Below are 14,825 nucleotides of genomic sequence, written 5' to 3'. Positions count from 1 at the left end.
GCATGACGGCTTGGGTGGGCCGCATCCTGAAGGAGTTTCCGGCCGATCTGGCCCGGCTCTGGATTATCGCCGATCCGGACGATGTGCTGTTAGACGAGCAGGTGCTGTCTGGGCTGCGCGAGCGCGGCTTCGAGGTGCTGCCCTTCGAGGACAGTGTTGCCTTCCGTACGGAGTACGAGGGACGCTATCGAGCAGCGTGGGATCAGGGCCAACCGGCTCCATCCCCCGCCTTGGTCTTGCATTTGCGAAGCACGAACGTCAGTGACTTACCCTGGGACTATCTGCGTCAAGCGCGGAGGCTGAGCCTGAGCCTCGCCGAGTTGTTCCCCAAGCTGAGTTACGGCGTGGTGCGGCAGCTGGGCGGTGAGATGCTCGAGCCGTTGTTCGAGGCGCAGGCGCGGCACGCCCATCAGGCGCTGGGCGAAGCCGCGACCAAAGAGTTCATGCTGACGCATATTTTCCGGCTCAGTCCACATCTGATCACGCGTCCAGAGGACCTTTGGCGTGAACTTCTTCGGCTGCACTACCGCGAGGCGGCACTGCCGCCGCTGCTCGCGCTGCACGTGGGACAGGTCGTCGGTGAGCATAGCGCCTTCAAAAGTCTGCCGATCTCCGAGTTGTTCTCGCAAAAGAGCCTCACGCTGCGTGTGGTGCAAGACGCCTGGTACCGCTACCTGGCCAAGCTGGGGCTGACGGGTACAAGAACAGGGGAGCCTGCGTCGCCGGACTACGTTCCCCAGATTGACATACCCTTCGATCATCACGACGTGCGGGTGATCGTCGACTCGATGTTCCTGGATGGCAAGCTGCACCCGCTGGCGGTTGCGGGCGAGTCGGCGGCTTTGCCGGAATGGGCCAGGACGGGGGTCGTCCAGGACCCGGCGTCGATGCGAAATCTGGTGATCGAAGGGATAAAGAATCTGGCCGCCGAGATGCCGGCGATCGAGTCCCCGCACCGCGACTGGACCCATTTCTCGCGTCGCCTGGGCGAGGTCATATCGCGCTCTCATCGATTGGATTCAGCCCGCGCCGAGAGCGTCAAGGAAGCGCTGCTGGACCTGGTCGTCTCTGCCGACGGTAGGCTCCGTGAATGGGTGGGGAAGCATTTCGCGGATCTACCATCGTTGCCGGCGGCCAAAGGGCCCGTTATGGTTCACCATGTACCTCGTTTTCTAGCTATGCGCAGGGATAGCGGCGAGGAACGGCTTGCGCTTCTGGTGTTCGACGGGCTGGCCGTTGACCAGTGGACCCAGATTCGTGAGAGCGTCATCAATCAGTCGAAGCGATTGATGTTCGAAGAGAATGCCTGCTTCGCGTGGCTGCCAACCTTGACGTCAGTGTCCCGGCAGGCGCTGTTCTCCGGGCTGCGCCCGCGCGAGTTCGCCGACAGCATCGAAACAACTTCGCGCGAGCCTTCCCTTTGGGCTCGGTTCTGGCAAGACCATGGTCTTCGTGCGAACGAGGTCCTGTACCGCAAGTCTATCAAGCGTACCGACGACCTGCCGGCGCTCGAGGCAGCGCTGACGAATCCTGCCGTGAAGGTGGTCGGACTCGTCATAGACACGGTCGACGAGATCATCCATGGCGCCGTGCTTGGTAAGAGAGGCATATCGGCACAGATCGCAAGCTGGTGCGAATCGGGCTTTGTGGATCGCCTGTTTGCGCTCCTGCTGGACAATGGATTTCATGTTTACCTGACCGCAGACCACGGCAACGTCGAAGCTGTAGGGATCGGTCGCCCAAACCAGGGCGTTGCCTCCGAACTGCGCGGCGAGCGGGTCAGAACCTATCGTAGTGAGGCATTGGTCGCGGATGCGGCAGCCGCCAATCCCGAAGCATTTCGTTTGGACGTAGCGGGACTGCCGGCGAACTTCATGCCCCTATTCGCAGGCGCGCGAGGCGCGTTTGTGCCGAAGGACGAGCAGGTCGTTGTTCACGGGGGAGTCTCCGTGGAGGAGCTGCTGGTGCCCTTCGTCAAAGTGAGTTACGTAAATTGAATCGCATGGCGCCGTCAGCACCGCAAATTGGCTTTGATCGGTTCATACCGCTCGAGTGGGCGGCTGCTGCACTCAGAGTGCGTGCTGAACTCGGTTCGCTCGATGAGCTGAATTACTTGCTGGACGCGGCTGGCCTGGGTGTGGCGGCGCGCAAGAAGACACGAACCGTGTTGAATCGGCTATGGCTGGATCCACGGCCTGAACTCGTCGATTTCGCAGACCGGGGTACCGGGATTTTCAAAGCCGACCCGAGAGTGGCTGTCTCTGCGCTGACCTGGGGGATGGCCATTGCGACCTATCCGTTCTTCGGGAAAGTGTCAGAGCTCGTGGGGCGCCTTTCGGCGCTACAAGGTGACTGCGCTTCTGCGGAGGTCCATCGTCGAATGAGCGAGACCTACGGCGAGCGAGAAGGCACCTACCGGATGACCAACATGGTGCTGCAGTCGCAGACTAGCTGGGGGGCGATCGAACGCGTCGAGAAAGGTAAACGCCTCGTGCGGCTAGAGTCGATCGTGGTTGGCGATGCGCAGATGGTGGCGTGGCTGATCGAGGCGGCATTACGTTACATCGGCAAAGCAGTGTCGGTTCCGTCGCTGGCGTCTTTGGCTGTGATCTATCCATTCGTGCTCGACCAGCCGCTTGGATACGTCGCGTCGAAGAGTCCACATCTGGAATTGAAGCGGGAGGGCGCTGGGAATCAATGCGTGTGCCTACAGGTTAGCCAGTGACAATTGCTGATGTTTTTGCCAAAAGCCATGTATTCAGCCGTCGTACGGCCGCGCCGCTCAAGTCAGGCCACCGAAGCGTTGGTAGAAGTACTGCGCCGGTTCCGGCAGCGGCCCCTCCGCCGTTTGCAGGACCCGCGCCAGATGCTCCTCGGCGAGTCGATAAGTCAGCCGATAGAGATTGCGGGAGAGCCGCCGCGCCGCGGTGCCGTTCCAACCCTGCGGCAGCACTTCATCGGGCAGCTGAGGGTCACGCAATAGCAGCCGCCGCACCTGATGGATCAGCAAGGTGCGTACCAGAAAGCATTGCTGCGGATCGAGCCGCTTGGCGCTTTTGAGCGCTCGCCAAACGGGGCGGAAACGCTCCAGGAATTGCTGGTAGTCGCCGGCAAGCTGCTCCAGGTTCCAGCAGGTCCGTACCAGACGGTTGAGTGGCTGCGAGGTGGGGAGTCCCTCGTTGCGCGCCTTCATGATAACAAGTTCGTTTTGCACCCCGAGGTCCTGCAGCGTGGCCGTGAACGCGCCCGGGGGCGGCATCGGGTGGGCCATGACCCCGGGGGCGATGCTGCCAAAGCCGAGCTGACCCAGCTCCTTGCGCAGCGTCTCGCGCGTGCCGTTGGCGATCAGCGAAGTCAGCAGCAGGGTCCATTCGCCGCTCCAATCCTGCTGTGGCCCGGCATAGACGCGCTGATAGGCCTTCTCGAAGCTGCGCCAGCCCGAGCGGGTGAGGCTGTAATAGCTGCGTCGGCCGATTTGCTCGGAGCTGAGCCAGCCTTCCTTGGTCAGGCGGAACACCGCGGTGCGCACCAGGCGTTGATTGAGTCCGAGTGGCGCGAGCAGCTGAATCAGGCTGCCCAGCCAGACCGTGCCTCCGCGCGGCGCGATGGCATCGCCATAGGCGGTGATGATCAGAGAGCCGGCGCGGATGGGACGCTGCGAGCGGAACTCCTCGATGAGCTGTTCGATGCTTTGGATCTTCGACATGCTCGGGTGACCCGCGTGCTGGGCTAGCCACCTCCTCCCTCTAGCGCTACTTGGGGTCGGGTTTAGTAGCTCCGCAACCAGCCGCAAGGTTGGCGATCAACCCGGAGGCGGATCGAACTGCGGGGCTAGATCTTGCCACACTTGCACGTAGTCGTGTTGGCGGAAAGAGGCGTTCAACGCTTGTGCCGTGACGCGGTAGGGGTAGCGGCTCTCGAACATGAAGGCGAGCGTATCGCTTAGATAGACGGGTTGCAGTGGGGTCTGCGTGGCCGTCTTGAAGGCCTTCGCATCCGGGCCGTGCGGTGTAAGGCAGTTGTGCAGGCTGGCGCCGCCGGGCTGGAAGCCCTCGGCCTTGGCATCATAGGCACCGTGCACTAGCCCCATGAACTCGCTCATGACATTGCGATGGAAATACGGCGGGCGAAAGGTATCTTCTGCGACCAGCCAGCGGGGCGGGAAAATGACGAAATCGAGGTTGGCGGTTCCTGGTGTAGCGCTTGGTGAGCTCAGCACCGTGAAAATAGAGGGGTCCGGGTGATCGAAGCTGACCGTGTTGATGACGTTGAAGCGCGTGAGCGGATACTTGTAGGGGGCGTAGTTGCCATGCCAGGCCACCACGTCGAGCGGCGAGTGATCCAAGGTGCACGCCCAGAGATGGCCTTGAAACTTGGCGAGCAGTGTGAAATCGCCCATGCGCTGCTCATAGGCGGCGATCGGTGTAAGAAAGTCGCGTGCGCTCGCCAGACCGTTGGCGCCGATCGGTCCCCGCTCGGGGAGTTGGAGCAAAGTGCCGAAATTTTCGCAGACATAGCCGCGCGCGGTCTTCGTGCCGGGCGCAAGTCGCACCTGAAACTTCACCCCGCGCGGGATGACGGCGATCTCGCCGGGAGCGAGCGCAAGACGCCCCATTTCGGTATGAACGAGCAATTCGCCGAGCTGCGGTACGATTAGCAACTCGCCGTCCGCGTCGTAGAAAAAAGTATCCGTCATGTCTTGATTGCAAGCGTAGAGATGAATGCCGCAGCCGGCCTGGGTGGCGATGTCGCCGTTGACGCAATAAGTGAGCAGACCGGCGATGAAATCGATTGGGGCCTGGGGGATCGGCAGCGGGTCCCAACGCATCGGATTGGGGTCCGGTGGCTCGTCGCAGTTCGGTAGCTGCAGGCCGGCGGTACCGCTGCGCCGATACTCCGCTTGCACGACCGAGGGCTGGGTGCGATAGAGCCAGCTGCGCCGATTCGCCGCGCGCGGTGCGGTAAAAGCGGTGCCGCTGAGCTGTTCCGGATACAGTCCATAAGGCGCGCGCTGGGGCGAGTTGCGCCCGATCGGTAACGCGCCCGGCAGCGCCTCGGTCTGGAAATCGTTGTGAAAGCCGCTCATGTATTGGAGCTCACGGTCAGCCGCGGCCATGGTCCCTATCCTCCCGGATATCCCTTACGGGAACCTCAAAAAACCGCCTTGCGCATCGCCATCCCCGCGTAGTCCGCTCCGGCATGCTGACCCAGGGCTGGTTTCAGTTTTTCAATAAACCACAAAACAATCATCACTAACGCTTGATTTTGTATCGTATACACGCTGGCCCACTATTGCCCGTACAAGCTTATCTATGGTTGAAAATGCGGCTGAAGCACCGTCAATTCCTAAAATTTCCGATACACTATAGGCATAGTATAGAAGTCGTTTTGTAAGACTTTGGCAAGCGCGCTTGCTGCGAAGTGGGCGGTGGAGGCGAGCAAGACGATGGCCAAGCAGTTTGCATCTCAGGGCGATCTGGAGCCCAAGGCGATCACCTTCGTGGCGCTGGCCGATGGGGTCTATGCTTACACAGCCGAAGGTGATCCGAACTCGGGTGTCATCGTCGGCGATGACAGTGTCATGGTCGTCGATGCCCAAGCCACGCCGACTATGGCGCAGGCGCTGATCGAGCGGGTGCGTGAGGTTACCGATAAGCCGATCCGCCATCTGGTGCTGACCCACTATCATGCGGTGCGGGTGCTGGGTGCTTCGGCTTACAGCGCCGAGCACATCATTGCCAGCCGGGGCACTTACGAGCTGATCGCCGAGCGCGGTCAGCAGGACTACGACTCGGAGCTGGGGCGTTTCCCGCGCCTGTTCCAAGACGCCGATTCGATACCGGGGCTTACCTGGCCGAGCTTGGTCTTCGATGGGGGCCTGAGCGTGTGGTTGGGCAAACGGCGGGTCGAGATTATGCACCTCGGGCGCGGCCACACCAAGGGCGATACGCTGGTCTGGCTGCCCGCCGAGAAGGTGCTGTTCAGTGGCGATTTGGTGGAGTACGGCGCTACGCCCTATACCGGCGATGCCTATCTGCGCGACTGGCCGCACACGCTGGCGCGCCTGCGCGAACTGGGAGCCGAGCAACTCGTGCCGGGGCGTGGCGCGGCGCTCACCTCGCGCTCGGGCTGTGAGCAGGCCATCGCCGGCACGCAGGCTTTTCTGACCGATTTGTTCGAAGGGGTGCGTAAGGCACGGCAGTCCGGCAAGACCTTGAAGGCGGTCTATGATGAGGTTTATTGCGCTTTGCAGCCGAAATACGGCCATTGGGTGATCTTCGACCATTGCCTGCCTTTCAATGTGAGTCGGGCCTACGACGAATCTGGCGAGCATCCGGAGCCGCAGATCTGGACCGCCGAGCGCGACCGGGCGATGTGGCAGGCGCTCGAGAGCGGCTAAGCGAGGATTGGCCGATGGCACGCGCGCACAAGCGGCCGGTGTACGCCTATCGACGGGCGGCCGATCAGGAGGCCAGGCGGCCGGCTTATCACCCGATAGTGATCGTCGGTGCCGGGCCGGTGGGCCTCACCGCGGCGCTCGACTGCGCGGTCCACGGCTTGCCTCATGTGTTGCTCGACGCCGAGGACACCGTGTGCGAAGGCTCCAAGGCTATTTGTTTCGCCAAGCGTTCCCTGGAGATTTTCGACCGCCTCGGCTGCGGCGAGCGGCTGGTGAACAAAGGCATTGTCTGGAATCTCGGCCGAGTGTTCTTCGGCGAGCGCCAGATCTACGCGTTTAATTTGGCTCCCGAGGCCGGCTACCAGCGCCCGGCGTTCATAAATCTCCAGCAGTATTACCTGGAGGAATACCTGATCGAGCGGCTGGCCGAACTCGGCGGCACGGATCTGCGCTGGCGTAACACGGTCACGGCGCTTGAGCCGCGTGCCGACGGGGTTGGCCTGACGGTGGATACGCCCGATGGTGCCTACCGCATGCTCTGTGACTACCTCATCGTCGCCGACGGCGCCCGCAGCCCGATCCGCCATTTGCTCGATTTGCCCTGCCGGGGCCAGGTCTTTCAGGACCGTTTTCTGATCGCCGATGTGGTGATGCAGGCGGACTTTCCCACGGAGCGCTGGTTTTGGTTCAATCCGCCGTTTCATGCCGGGCAATCGACGTTGCTGCACCGCCAGGCCGATAACGTCTGGCGCATCGATTTCCAGCTCGGTCGGGACGCGGTTCCGGACGAGGAGCAGCGGCCCGAGCGGGTGATTGCGCGCATCAAGGCCATGCTGGGCGAGCACGTCCGGTTCGATCTCGACTGGGTGAGTGTCTATACGTTTCAGTGCCGGCGCATGGAACGTTTTCAGCACGCCGGGCGCATCTTCTTCGTCGGCGATGCCGCCCATCAAGTCTCGCCGTTCGGTGCCCGAGGAGCCAACGGGGGCATCCAGGACGTGGATAATCTTGTTTGGAAACTGGCGTTGGTGATGGCGGGCAAGGCGCCGGCGGCACTGCTGGAAAGCTATGATGCTGAACGCATCCCGGCGGCGGACGAGAACATCCTCAACTCCACCCGCAGCACCGATTTTATCACCCCCAAAAGCGAGGCGAGCCGCGCCTTTCGCGACGCCACGCTGATGCTCGCCGAGCACTATCCGTTTGCCCGCCGACTGGTGAATAGCGGTCGGCTCTCGGTGCCGGCGATGCTGCGCGGCTCGCCATTGAATACGCCCGATACCGGGACCTTCGGCAGTGCCTTATGTCCGGGCGCACCCTGTGCCGATGCCCCCATCCAAACGGCCGCGGGCGAGGATTGGTTGCTGCACCAGCTCGGCAATCGCTTCACAGGCGTTTATTTCGCCGCAGCACACGGGCAGATATCGGCCCGCGTTGCCGGAATCATCCAAGCGCTCGCCAGCGACGCCGTGCCGGTCACGGTGCGGGTCGTGGGCAAGCGGTTGTCGGGCAAAGGGCCCGACGGGCGCGAAATCGTCGATGTGGCCGGGTTGGTGCAGCGGCGCTACGGGGGCTCTCCAGGCACCTTCTATTTGATTCGTCCGGATCAGCACGTGTGTGCCCGTTGGCGGCGGTTGGAGCTCAAAGCGGTGCGCTGTGCTCTGCGCCGGGCTTTGGGGCAAACGCTGCGGCACTCGGAGCAGATCGCATGAAGCCGAGCCGACTGAATGTCGAACCGCAGCTGGCGCGTCCGGATGATTTCTATCAGGCGCTGCTGGAGCTCCATCAAGGGCTCACCGATGAGGAAAGCCGCCTTGCCAACGCCAAGCTCATTCTGCTGCTGGCCAATCACATCGGCGATCAGGCGATTCTTGACGAGGCGCTGCGCATTGCGCGTGAGGGCCTGGGGGATGGCTCGGCAAGCGCGGCTGGCCGGTCGGACCCGGCCGGGCCGAACGCAATTCGGGCGGTGATGTGCCGTGTGACAAAGGAGAGAACATGAAACTTGCTTCGCTGAGACACGGGCGGGACGGTGAGCTACTTGTGGTGGCGGGTGATCTATCGCGCGCCGTCAAGGTGCCGGATATCGCAGCCACGCTGCAGGCAGCCCTGGATGATTGGGTCCGCGTCGAGCCGCAGTTGCAGGAAGTCTCGCGGCGAGTGCATGCGGGTGAGCTTGCCGATGCATTCCCGTTGGACCCGTCCACGTTGGCTGCGCCGTTGCCGCGCGCTTACCAGTGGGCGGACGGCAGCGCCTATGTGAACCACGTGGAGTTGGTGCGCCAAGCCCGCGGCGCGGCGATGCCGGAGAGTTTCTGGACAGATCCGCTGATGTATCAGGGCGGTTCGGATGGGTTCTACGGCCCGTGTGAGGATATCCTTGCCGCCAGCGAGGAGTGGGGCGTCGATTTCGAGGCCGAGGTGGCGGTGATAACCGACGATGTCCCGATGGGTATCGCAGCCGCGGTGGCCGGTCCGCACATCAAGCTGTTGATGCTGGTCAACGATGTCTCGCTGCGTAATCTCATTCCGGGCGAGCTGGCCAAAGGCTTCGGATTCTTTCAAAGCAAGCCGGCCTCGGCTTTTTCGCCGATGGCGCTGACCCCGGACGAGCTGGGCGAGGCCTGGGATGGGGCCAAAGTGCATCTGCCTCTGCGGGTATGGCTCAATGAACAGCCGTTCGGTCAGCCCAATGCCGGAGTGGACATGACGTTTGATTTCCCGCAGCTGATCGCCCATGCGGCGCGGACCCGACACCTCAGTGCCGGGACCGTAATTGGTTCCGGGACCGTGTCCAATACCGATCGCAGCCAAGGCGCTTGTTGTTTGGCTGAGCGGCGTATGCTCGAGGTTCTCACGTACGGGGCGGCGCGGACACCGTATTTGCGCTTTGGTGACCGGGTCCGTATCGAGATGCTCGATGCGGCAGGCCATAGCCTCTTCGGGGCCATCGACCAGCGCCTACGGGAATACCGAGCGCAATGATCAAGCTCTATGACTACTATCGCTCCACGGCCGCCTATCGGGTGCGAATCGCTTTGAATCTCAAGGGCGTGGTTTACAGCCAAGCGCCGGTGAATCTGCGCAAGGGCGAGCAGTCTCACCCTGACTATCGTAGCCTGAACCCGCAGTGCTTGGTGCCGACTCTGGAGACGGAGGACGGTCGCTTGCTGCGCCAGTCGCTAGCCATCTGCGAATACCTGGAGGAGGTGTATCCACAGCCACCCCTGCTGCCGGCCGAGGCCATCGGCCGTGCCCGCGTCCGGGCTTTGGCGCAAGCGATCGCCTGTGATATCCATCCGCTCAACAACCTGCGCGTATTGCGTTACCTCAGCACGGCGCTGGATGCCGGCAATCCGCAGCAAAGCGCTTGGTATCATCACTGGATACACAAAGGGTTTGAGGCGCTGGAGTCCATGCTCGCCACTGATCCGCAGGCCGGGCGTTACTGCTATGGCGACCAGACGACCCTGGCGGATCTTTACTTAGTGCCCCAGGTCTTCAACGCCAACCGCTTCGAGGTGGATTTAGCTAATTATCGTAATATACGGCGCATCAACGATGCTTGTCTGGAGCTCGCTGCTTTCGATCGGGCTCGCCCCGAGCGCCAACCGGGGGCGTCGAGCGGCGAGGCCGGCTAGCATCGTCCACTGCCAGGGCTCTCCTGGCAGGGAAAACGCCGTAAACGCTTCGGTACTGAGTATCTATTCGTACCGGCTCGTTAGGTTGGTTGAGCCGGTCGGTGTCGCTACCGAGATTTGACACCGCCCCCGCCGAGAAGGCCGCTGCCGAGAGCCCCTGGGCCGGCGGCTCCTGGACCGGCAGCGCCGCCCGATCCCCCCGGTACGACGATGGACGAGGCCGCCTCGCGCTGCAGCTGCTTGATTTGCTCGAGAGTGTCGTCGACTGCCTGCTCGGCGCCATGTTCGAACTGCTCTAAGGCCTGCTTAAGCGAATCGGCCTTGATCTCGAAGTTGATCGGTAGGGCGCCGGCCTGGGTTAGAACCTGGGTCTGCCCTAAAAATACAACCGCTCGGCTGGTGTCCCGGCTACCATCGGAAGTCACCGGTGTCAGCCGCAGAATGCTGCCCACCCGGCGGTCGGTAAAGACCTCCTCATGGTAGAGCTGTTCGGTGTCGATCTGAAATTCGTTCTGCGTCTCTGCTGCCGCCATGACGATTAGCCTCTTGTTTCGTACCGATGGAATCACTTGGGCGGTCACAGGATAACAAAACGGCGCAATTCGCGCGCAAAATCGATCAGACGAAGAAAATCCCCTGCCGCAACCGCGTGGCGAAAAGCCCGGGGCGCGAGCCCACGCTGTGCCGCGCCCGGTGGCTACTATCCTCGGTGTCCACCGCTTCTACTCGGTCCGGTTCTGAAACCGCTCCCGTAACTGCTCGATGCGCTCTGCCACGCCCGTATACTCAAGCTGCGCCATCGGCAGCATGGCACTGCCGAAAAAGCCCTGGCGTCGTATCTCCATGGCCTTGGCAGCGGTTCGTTCACGTACCGAGTCCCAAAAGGGGTGTGCAAACGCGTCCACCGGCTCGGTGAGTCGACCCTCGTGGCAGGCAAAAGCGGCACAAGTAACGGTGGGTGGACCATCAAAGTAGCTCACCGGCGTGTTCAGAGGGCATGGCATGAGAGGCATATTGTGTGACCCGCGCAGCCCGCCCGCCACAAAATGGCCCACCTGAAAGGGGGCCAGCAGCTCGCCCGTGGACGGGAAGTGCATCTGCGTTCGGATCAGTAGCACAGGATCGTCTTTGCCCGTGTGCTTGCCGGCGATATCACGCAGGCGGGAGGTGGATACGACCGCGGCTTGCTCGCCGCTGGTGCGCGACCAGACGGATTCGACCACATAGCGTTGCGGGTCACGCAGCAAGGCGGCAATGTCATAGAGCTCCTCGGGGGCCACGAGTTCGATGACACGGTCGCACGCGGTGTGGGTGACATCCATGATCACGAACCGGAATCCCTGGGCAAGCTTTTGCGAGAGAATCAGGCCCGGCGTGTTCATAGGATCGGCGAAGGCCAAGTAGAGAGGCAGGTTGTAGGCCCCGGGGTCGGTCTTGTCGGCGGCGAAAAAGAGAAATGGCTCGTTCGGGCGCTCGTCGATCTCCATTTCCGCGACGGCCGGCCCCATACCACGCACGTTGGCAGAAAAGGCCTCTTGCACGAGGTCCTGACCGGCGCCGTAGAGACCTTGCGCCCGTGCCACTTCAGTTCCCGCCATGAGCGCGTCCCAGGCAAGCTGATGCACCGCTTTATCGGCTGTGCCTCGGTTATGCGTCAGCAGCATGGCGATGTCGTCGCCGGTATAGCTTAGGTAGCTGTCGAGCAGGAGATCCCCGCTCGTCTCCAGTACGTGTCGGCGCACCGTCTCCACCAGCCGGGCGGAGGGTGCCATGTGGCCGCCGATGGCGCCGATGTCGGCTTTTATGATGCTGAGTGTGATTTTCATGCGTTGCTACTACCGCTTTTCGAGTTGTCGCATCGTAAGTTGTGAACGCTGTCGTCGCACTGCTACGCTGAATCCGCACGCAAGATTTACAAACCTATCGCAACTATCTCCGGGTGGGAACGGGCTCTCCAGCGGCGCGCGGCCGTTCTTAATGCTGCGCCGCTGCGATTCGAAAATGGCACCAATAAATATCAAAAATTTCATTGCGTCAGCTTGCGGCCTGCGCTAGTGTTATTACTGGTCGAGTTCCGCTCTTCTTCTGTAAACCCTGCCGGTTCCGGGGGCGTATAGCTCGCCTTCCTGCTGGGCTCAAGAGACGACGGGATACGACCACGGGTGGATCTCGTGGTGCGTTGCGCTGGCCAGCGGCATGGTCGGTTGCCCTCGCAATCTGTCCGTATCAGACCGGCATCGCTTAATGATGATCGGGTACCGCTATTGAAAATTGAGTGAATGATATTTCTATGAAGTCGATCTATGTGGGCAACCTGCCCTTCTCCGCCTCCGAAGACGAGCTGCGCGAGCTGTTCGCCGCCTACGGTAATGTCGATTCCGTCCGCCTGATGACCGACCGGGACACCGGCCGGCCGCGTGGTTTCGGTTTCGTCACCATGTCCGACACCGATGCCGCCTCTGCTATCGAGGCACTCGATGGCAAGGACTTCGGTGGTCGTAATCTGCGCGTCAACGAGGCTCAGGAGCGCAAGGAGCGCCCCAGCGGGGGACCCCGCCAAGCCCGACGCTGGTAAAGCCACAGCCTCAACGGCTGCAGATCGCGCGCGGTATCGCCCATCCCGGTGGGCGGTGCCGCGCGTTTTTTGGGCTGGCTACCCGTGTTTTTCGCCTGATCGCCGCACACGATTCTGAGCAGTATGCCGTTTTGCGCTGCCTAGGTGCCGGCCTGCGCTTAGGCGGGCACCCGGTTCGGCATTCGCTCGTACACAGCGTGCGAATGGGCTAGCGCGGCGCGTCGCCCGGCTTACGAAAGAGAAAAATACCCCACGTCAGATGGCCGTTGCGGCCACCTTCGATCCAATGTTGCAGGCCGTGCTTCATCCGTTCGATATAGTCGCGGCTGACGTATTCCGCGAGCCTCTCCTCGCAGCTTGTGAGCTCATCGTGAACGCGACCGTAGTGCACTGCGAGCATATCGGAGTGTATATCAAAGGATACCTCCTCAAGATCGAGTTCCGTTAGTGTTCGGCGATAAAACTCAGGTGAGCCCAGCGTTGCGAGGTGGATGCGCTCCAGGATGGGTTGTAGCACGCCCGCAGGACAGTCATCGGCTTGCATCGGATCGGTGAAAAGAAAGTGACCGCCAGGGGCCAGCACTCTTGCGACTTCTTCCAAGACCTTGCGCCGATTGCCGCTGTGTAGAATGGCGTCCTGGGACCATACCACGTCGAAGTGCCTATCATTGAATGGAAGGTCTTCGAAGCTGCCGTCGATCACCTCGATCAGCTCATCGAGCCCTTGCTGCCGGTTCATCTGCCGGGCCCGATCGTTTTCTTTCTCGCTGAGATTGAGGGCAACCACCTGACAGCCGTAACGCTGCGCCAGGAATCGGGCGGCGCCGCCATAGCCGGCACCGATATCCAGCACCCGCGTATCTCCATCGAGTTTGGGAATGCAACCGGCCATACGCTCCACGGTCCGCCGGCTCGCATCGAAAATTGGCTCGCTGGGCGCCTCATAAAGGCCGACATGGATATCTTCACCACCCCAGACGGTATGGTAGAAGGTATCGGCGTCGTTGCTGTTGTAGTAATCGCGCGCTGTCTCGACCGCGCCTGAATAGCGGCTAGTCACTATCAGGCTCCTCCCTATAGGCTTTTTCAGCAACATGGATGAAAAAGTCGGGGTCGTTTTCCCGGTAGGTTTCTTGGAAGTCGCCGAAGGTCTCGATGTGCTGGAAGCCAACCTCATGCATGAGTCGGCGCGTGTAGTTTTTTCGCAAGGGATACATGTTCAGATGGAACGTCGAGCGGTCTGGGAAGGAGTACTTGAAGCGCGCTAAACCGTCATCGATATGCTCGGGATACACTGAAATGTTATCGCCACAATAATAGTAAGTGTGCTTGGTCGTGTAGCCGTGATCGAGGATGGCGTCGTAGTTACGTTGATCGAGTATGAGAAAGCCGTCGTGCTTGAGCGTGGCATGGAATTCCGCCAGCGCCTTGCGGCGGTCGTTTTCAGAGAAGAGGTGTGTGAATGAATTACCCAGGCAGATGATGGCATCGTAATGGCCGTGGATGTCGCGATTGAGCCAGCGCCAATCAACCTGGACCGTGCGCATGATATGCCCATATTGACGCCCGTTCTGAAAGGCCTTCGCCAGCATCTCGGCGCTGCCATCGCAGCTCACGACCTCAAAGCCGGCCTCGATCAGGCGGACGGAATGGAACCCTGTGCCGGTGGCGACATCCAATATTCTCTTGGCGCCACGTTCGCGCAGGACGTTGATGAAGAAATCGCCTTCGCTTTGCGCTCGGCTCTCCCAATCGATGAGCGCATCCCATTTGTTGACAAACGCTTCGATGTACTCTTCGCGGTAATGATTGGTTTCCCGGCAGGCGACCGGGTCCGCTCCGAAACATTGCTTCTTTTGTTGTGGCGTAGCCATAGGACCTTCCACTCCATCTGAAGACAGCCAGGGCTAGGCGCGCAGGCCCGCAAACCCCTCGAATCGTGCCCTTGCCTGGCCTGTGATTGACTCATCTGTTCGCTTTTTCTCCGGCCCGCGTTGGAGCCGCTCGCCGGCTATTACGGCCGCAGAACCCTAGCCGGTGCTTCATGCTGTGGAACACCGGCGATCAGCAATTGGATCACTCGCGGCAGCCTTGCCGGTGTTTCTCGGTCACGCACACCATCTCACCACCCCCTTCGTCAGCTCGAGCGACGTATGAAGGCGTATCGGTTTAGCGCCGCGCAATCTGGCTGACCTACTCGAAGGTTGCC

General features: G+C 61.4%; 15 protein-coding genes. 8 read left to right on the top strand and 7 right to left on the bottom strand.

Annotated features, from left to right (window positions below):
• Positions 1–2: 2 nt before the first annotated feature.
• A complete protein-coding gene (gene pglZ / locus NB231_RS09955) occupies positions 3–1,997 on the top strand; it encodes a BREX-3 system phosphatase PglZ (RefSeq protein WP_005002335.1) in 1,995 nt (664 codons plus the stop codon).
• Positions 1,998–2,002: 5 nt separating this feature from the next.
• Positions 2,003–2,725 carry a hypothetical protein gene (locus NB231_RS09950; RefSeq protein WP_005002333.1) on the top strand — a complete coding sequence of 241 codons (723 nt, stop codon included), beginning with the start codon at positions 2,003–2,005 and terminating at the stop codon, positions 2,723–2,725.
• A gap of 57 nt (positions 2,726–2,782) precedes the next feature.
• On the opposite strand, the gene paaX is transcribed toward NB231_RS09950, so the two are convergent.
• The 3 genes from paaX to NB231_RS20050 form a co-directional block, all read right to left on the bottom strand.
• Positions 2,783–3,706, bottom strand: a complete 924-nt coding sequence (paaX, locus tag NB231_RS09945) for a phenylacetic acid degradation operon negative regulatory protein PaaX (RefSeq protein ID WP_005002332.1) — start codon at positions 3,704–3,706, stop codon at positions 2,783–2,785.
• Between the two features lie 96 nt (positions 3,707–3,802).
• Positions 3,803–5,116 (bottom strand): homogentisate 1,2-dioxygenase, encoded by a 1,314-nt coding sequence (gene hmgA, locus NB231_RS09940; RefSeq protein ID WP_005002330.1) that lies wholly within the window; start codon positions 5,114–5,116, stop codon positions 3,803–3,805.
• Between the two features lie 35 nt (positions 5,117–5,151).
• Positions 5,152–5,280, bottom strand: coding sequence for a hypothetical protein (locus NB231_RS20050; protein WP_005002329.1), 129 nt, complete (start codon positions 5,278–5,280; stop codon positions 5,152–5,154).
• Between the two features lie 166 nt (positions 5,281–5,446).
• On the opposite strand from NB231_RS20050, the gene NB231_RS09935 reads away from it, so the two are divergent.
• From NB231_RS09935 to maiA, 5 genes are read left to right on the top strand one after another with little or no spacing between them, the layout of a single operon-like run.
• On the top strand, positions 5,447–6,400 hold the full coding sequence (locus tag NB231_RS09935; protein ID WP_040662186.1) for an MBL fold metallo-hydrolase: 954 nt from the start codon (positions 5,447–5,449) through the stop codon (positions 6,398–6,400).
• Positions 6,401–6,414: 14 nt separating this feature from the next.
• Positions 6,415–8,112: an FAD-dependent oxidoreductase gene (locus NB231_RS09930; RefSeq protein WP_005002326.1), complete on the top strand. Its 1,698-nt coding sequence runs from the start codon at positions 6,415–6,417 to the stop codon at positions 8,110–8,112.
• Positions 8,109–8,402, top strand: a complete 294-nt coding sequence (locus NB231_RS09925; RefSeq protein ID WP_005002324.1) for a DUF2783 domain-containing protein — start codon at positions 8,109–8,111, stop codon at positions 8,400–8,402. The genes NB231_RS09930 and NB231_RS09925 overlap by 4 nt, the downstream gene beginning before the upstream one ends.
• Positions 8,399–9,385 carry a fumarylacetoacetate hydrolase family protein gene (locus tag NB231_RS09920; RefSeq protein WP_005002323.1) on the top strand — a complete coding sequence of 329 codons (987 nt, stop codon included), beginning with the start codon at positions 8,399–8,401 and terminating at the stop codon, positions 9,383–9,385. Before NB231_RS09925 ends, NB231_RS09920 begins: the two co-directional genes overlap by 4 nt.
• Positions 9,382–10,041, top strand: a complete 660-nt coding sequence (maiA, locus tag NB231_RS09915) for a maleylacetoacetate isomerase (RefSeq protein WP_005002321.1) — start codon at positions 9,382–9,384, stop codon at positions 10,039–10,041. Before NB231_RS09920 ends, maiA begins: the two co-directional genes overlap by 4 nt.
• A gap of 107 nt (positions 10,042–10,148) precedes the next feature.
• Here maiA and NB231_RS09910 read toward each other — a convergent pair whose 3' ends face one another.
• Together NB231_RS09910 and fbp are read right to left on the bottom strand one after the other, a co-directional pair.
• On the bottom strand, positions 10,149–10,574 hold the full coding sequence (locus NB231_RS09910) for a hypothetical protein (protein WP_040662182.1): 426 nt from the start codon (positions 10,572–10,574) through the stop codon (positions 10,149–10,151).
• 189 nt (positions 10,575–10,763) lie between these two features.
• Positions 10,764–11,867, bottom strand: a complete 1,104-nt coding sequence (fbp, locus tag NB231_RS09905; RefSeq protein ID WP_005002317.1) for a fructose-1,6-bisphosphate aldolase/phosphatase — start codon at positions 11,865–11,867, stop codon at positions 10,764–10,766.
• A 464-nt stretch (positions 11,868–12,331) separates the two neighbouring features.
• Here fbp and NB231_RS09900 point away from each other — a divergent pair, with 464 nt between their 5' ends.
• Entirely contained in the window at positions 12,332–12,616 is a 285-nt protein-coding gene (locus NB231_RS09900) for an RNA recognition motif domain-containing protein (protein WP_005002315.1), read from the top strand.
• 208 nt (positions 12,617–12,824) lie between these two features.
• On the opposite strand, the gene NB231_RS09895 is transcribed toward NB231_RS09900, so the two are convergent.
• A complete protein-coding gene (locus tag NB231_RS09895; protein ID WP_005002312.1) occupies positions 12,825–13,676 on the bottom strand; it encodes a class I SAM-dependent methyltransferase in 852 nt (283 codons plus the stop codon).
• On the bottom strand, positions 13,669–14,490 hold the full coding sequence (locus NB231_RS09890; RefSeq protein ID WP_005002311.1) for a glycine/sarcosine N-methyltransferase: 822 nt from the start codon (positions 14,488–14,490) through the stop codon (positions 13,669–13,671). Before NB231_RS09890 ends, NB231_RS09895 begins: the two co-directional genes overlap by 8 nt.
• Positions 14,491–14,825: the final 335 nt, after the last annotated feature.

It is taken from the genome of Nitrococcus mobilis Nb-231, from assembly GCF_000153205.1.
Classification (GTDB): domain Bacteria; phylum Pseudomonadota; class Gammaproteobacteria; order Nitrococcales; family Nitrococcaceae; genus Nitrococcus; species Nitrococcus mobilis.
Note: the sequence above shows the minus strand (reverse complement) of the source record. Positions and strands in the feature narration are given on the sequence as shown.

What these genes read in the sequence shown, in the direction of transcription:
- pglZ (WP_005002335.1), top strand. Translation starts at nt 3, where the DNA reads ATGACGGCTTGGGTGGGCCGCATCCTGAAGGAGTTTCCGGCCGATCTG.
- NB231_RS09950 (WP_005002333.1), top strand. Translation starts at nt 2,003, where the DNA reads ATGGCGCCGTCAGCACCGCAAATTGGCTTTGATCGGTTCATACCGCTC.
- paaX (WP_005002332.1), bottom strand. Translation starts at nt 3,706, where the DNA reads ATGTCGAAGATCCAAAGCATCGAACAGCTCATCGAGGAGTTCCGCTCG.
- hmgA (WP_005002330.1), bottom strand. Translation starts at nt 5,116, where the DNA reads ATGGCCGCGGCTGACCGTGAGCTCCAATACATGAGCGGCTTTCACAAC.
- NB231_RS09935 (WP_040662186.1), top strand. Translation starts at nt 5,447, where the DNA reads ATGGCCAAGCAGTTTGCATCTCAGGGCGATCTGGAGCCCAAGGCGATC.
- NB231_RS09930 (WP_005002326.1), top strand. Translation starts at nt 6,415, where the DNA reads ATGGCACGCGCGCACAAGCGGCCGGTGTACGCCTATCGACGGGCGGCC.
- NB231_RS09925 (WP_005002324.1), top strand. Translation starts at nt 8,109, where the DNA reads ATGAAGCCGAGCCGACTGAATGTCGAACCGCAGCTGGCGCGTCCGGAT.
- NB231_RS09920 (WP_005002323.1), top strand. Translation starts at nt 8,399, where the DNA reads ATGAAACTTGCTTCGCTGAGACACGGGCGGGACGGTGAGCTACTTGTG.
- maiA (WP_005002321.1), top strand. Translation starts at nt 9,382, where the DNA reads ATGATCAAGCTCTATGACTACTATCGCTCCACGGCCGCCTATCGGGTG.
- NB231_RS09910 (WP_040662182.1), bottom strand. Translation starts at nt 10,574, where the DNA reads ATGGCGGCAGCAGAGACGCAGAACGAATTTCAGATCGACACCGAACAG.
- fbp (WP_005002317.1), bottom strand. Translation starts at nt 11,867, where the DNA reads ATGAAAATCACACTCAGCATCATAAAAGCCGACATCGGCGCCATCGGC.
- NB231_RS09900 (WP_005002315.1), top strand. Translation starts at nt 12,332, where the DNA reads ATGAAGTCGATCTATGTGGGCAACCTGCCCTTCTCCGCCTCCGAAGAC.
- NB231_RS09890 (WP_005002311.1), bottom strand. Translation starts at nt 14,490, where the DNA reads ATGGCTACGCCACAACAAAAGAAGCAATGTTTCGGAGCGGACCCGGTC.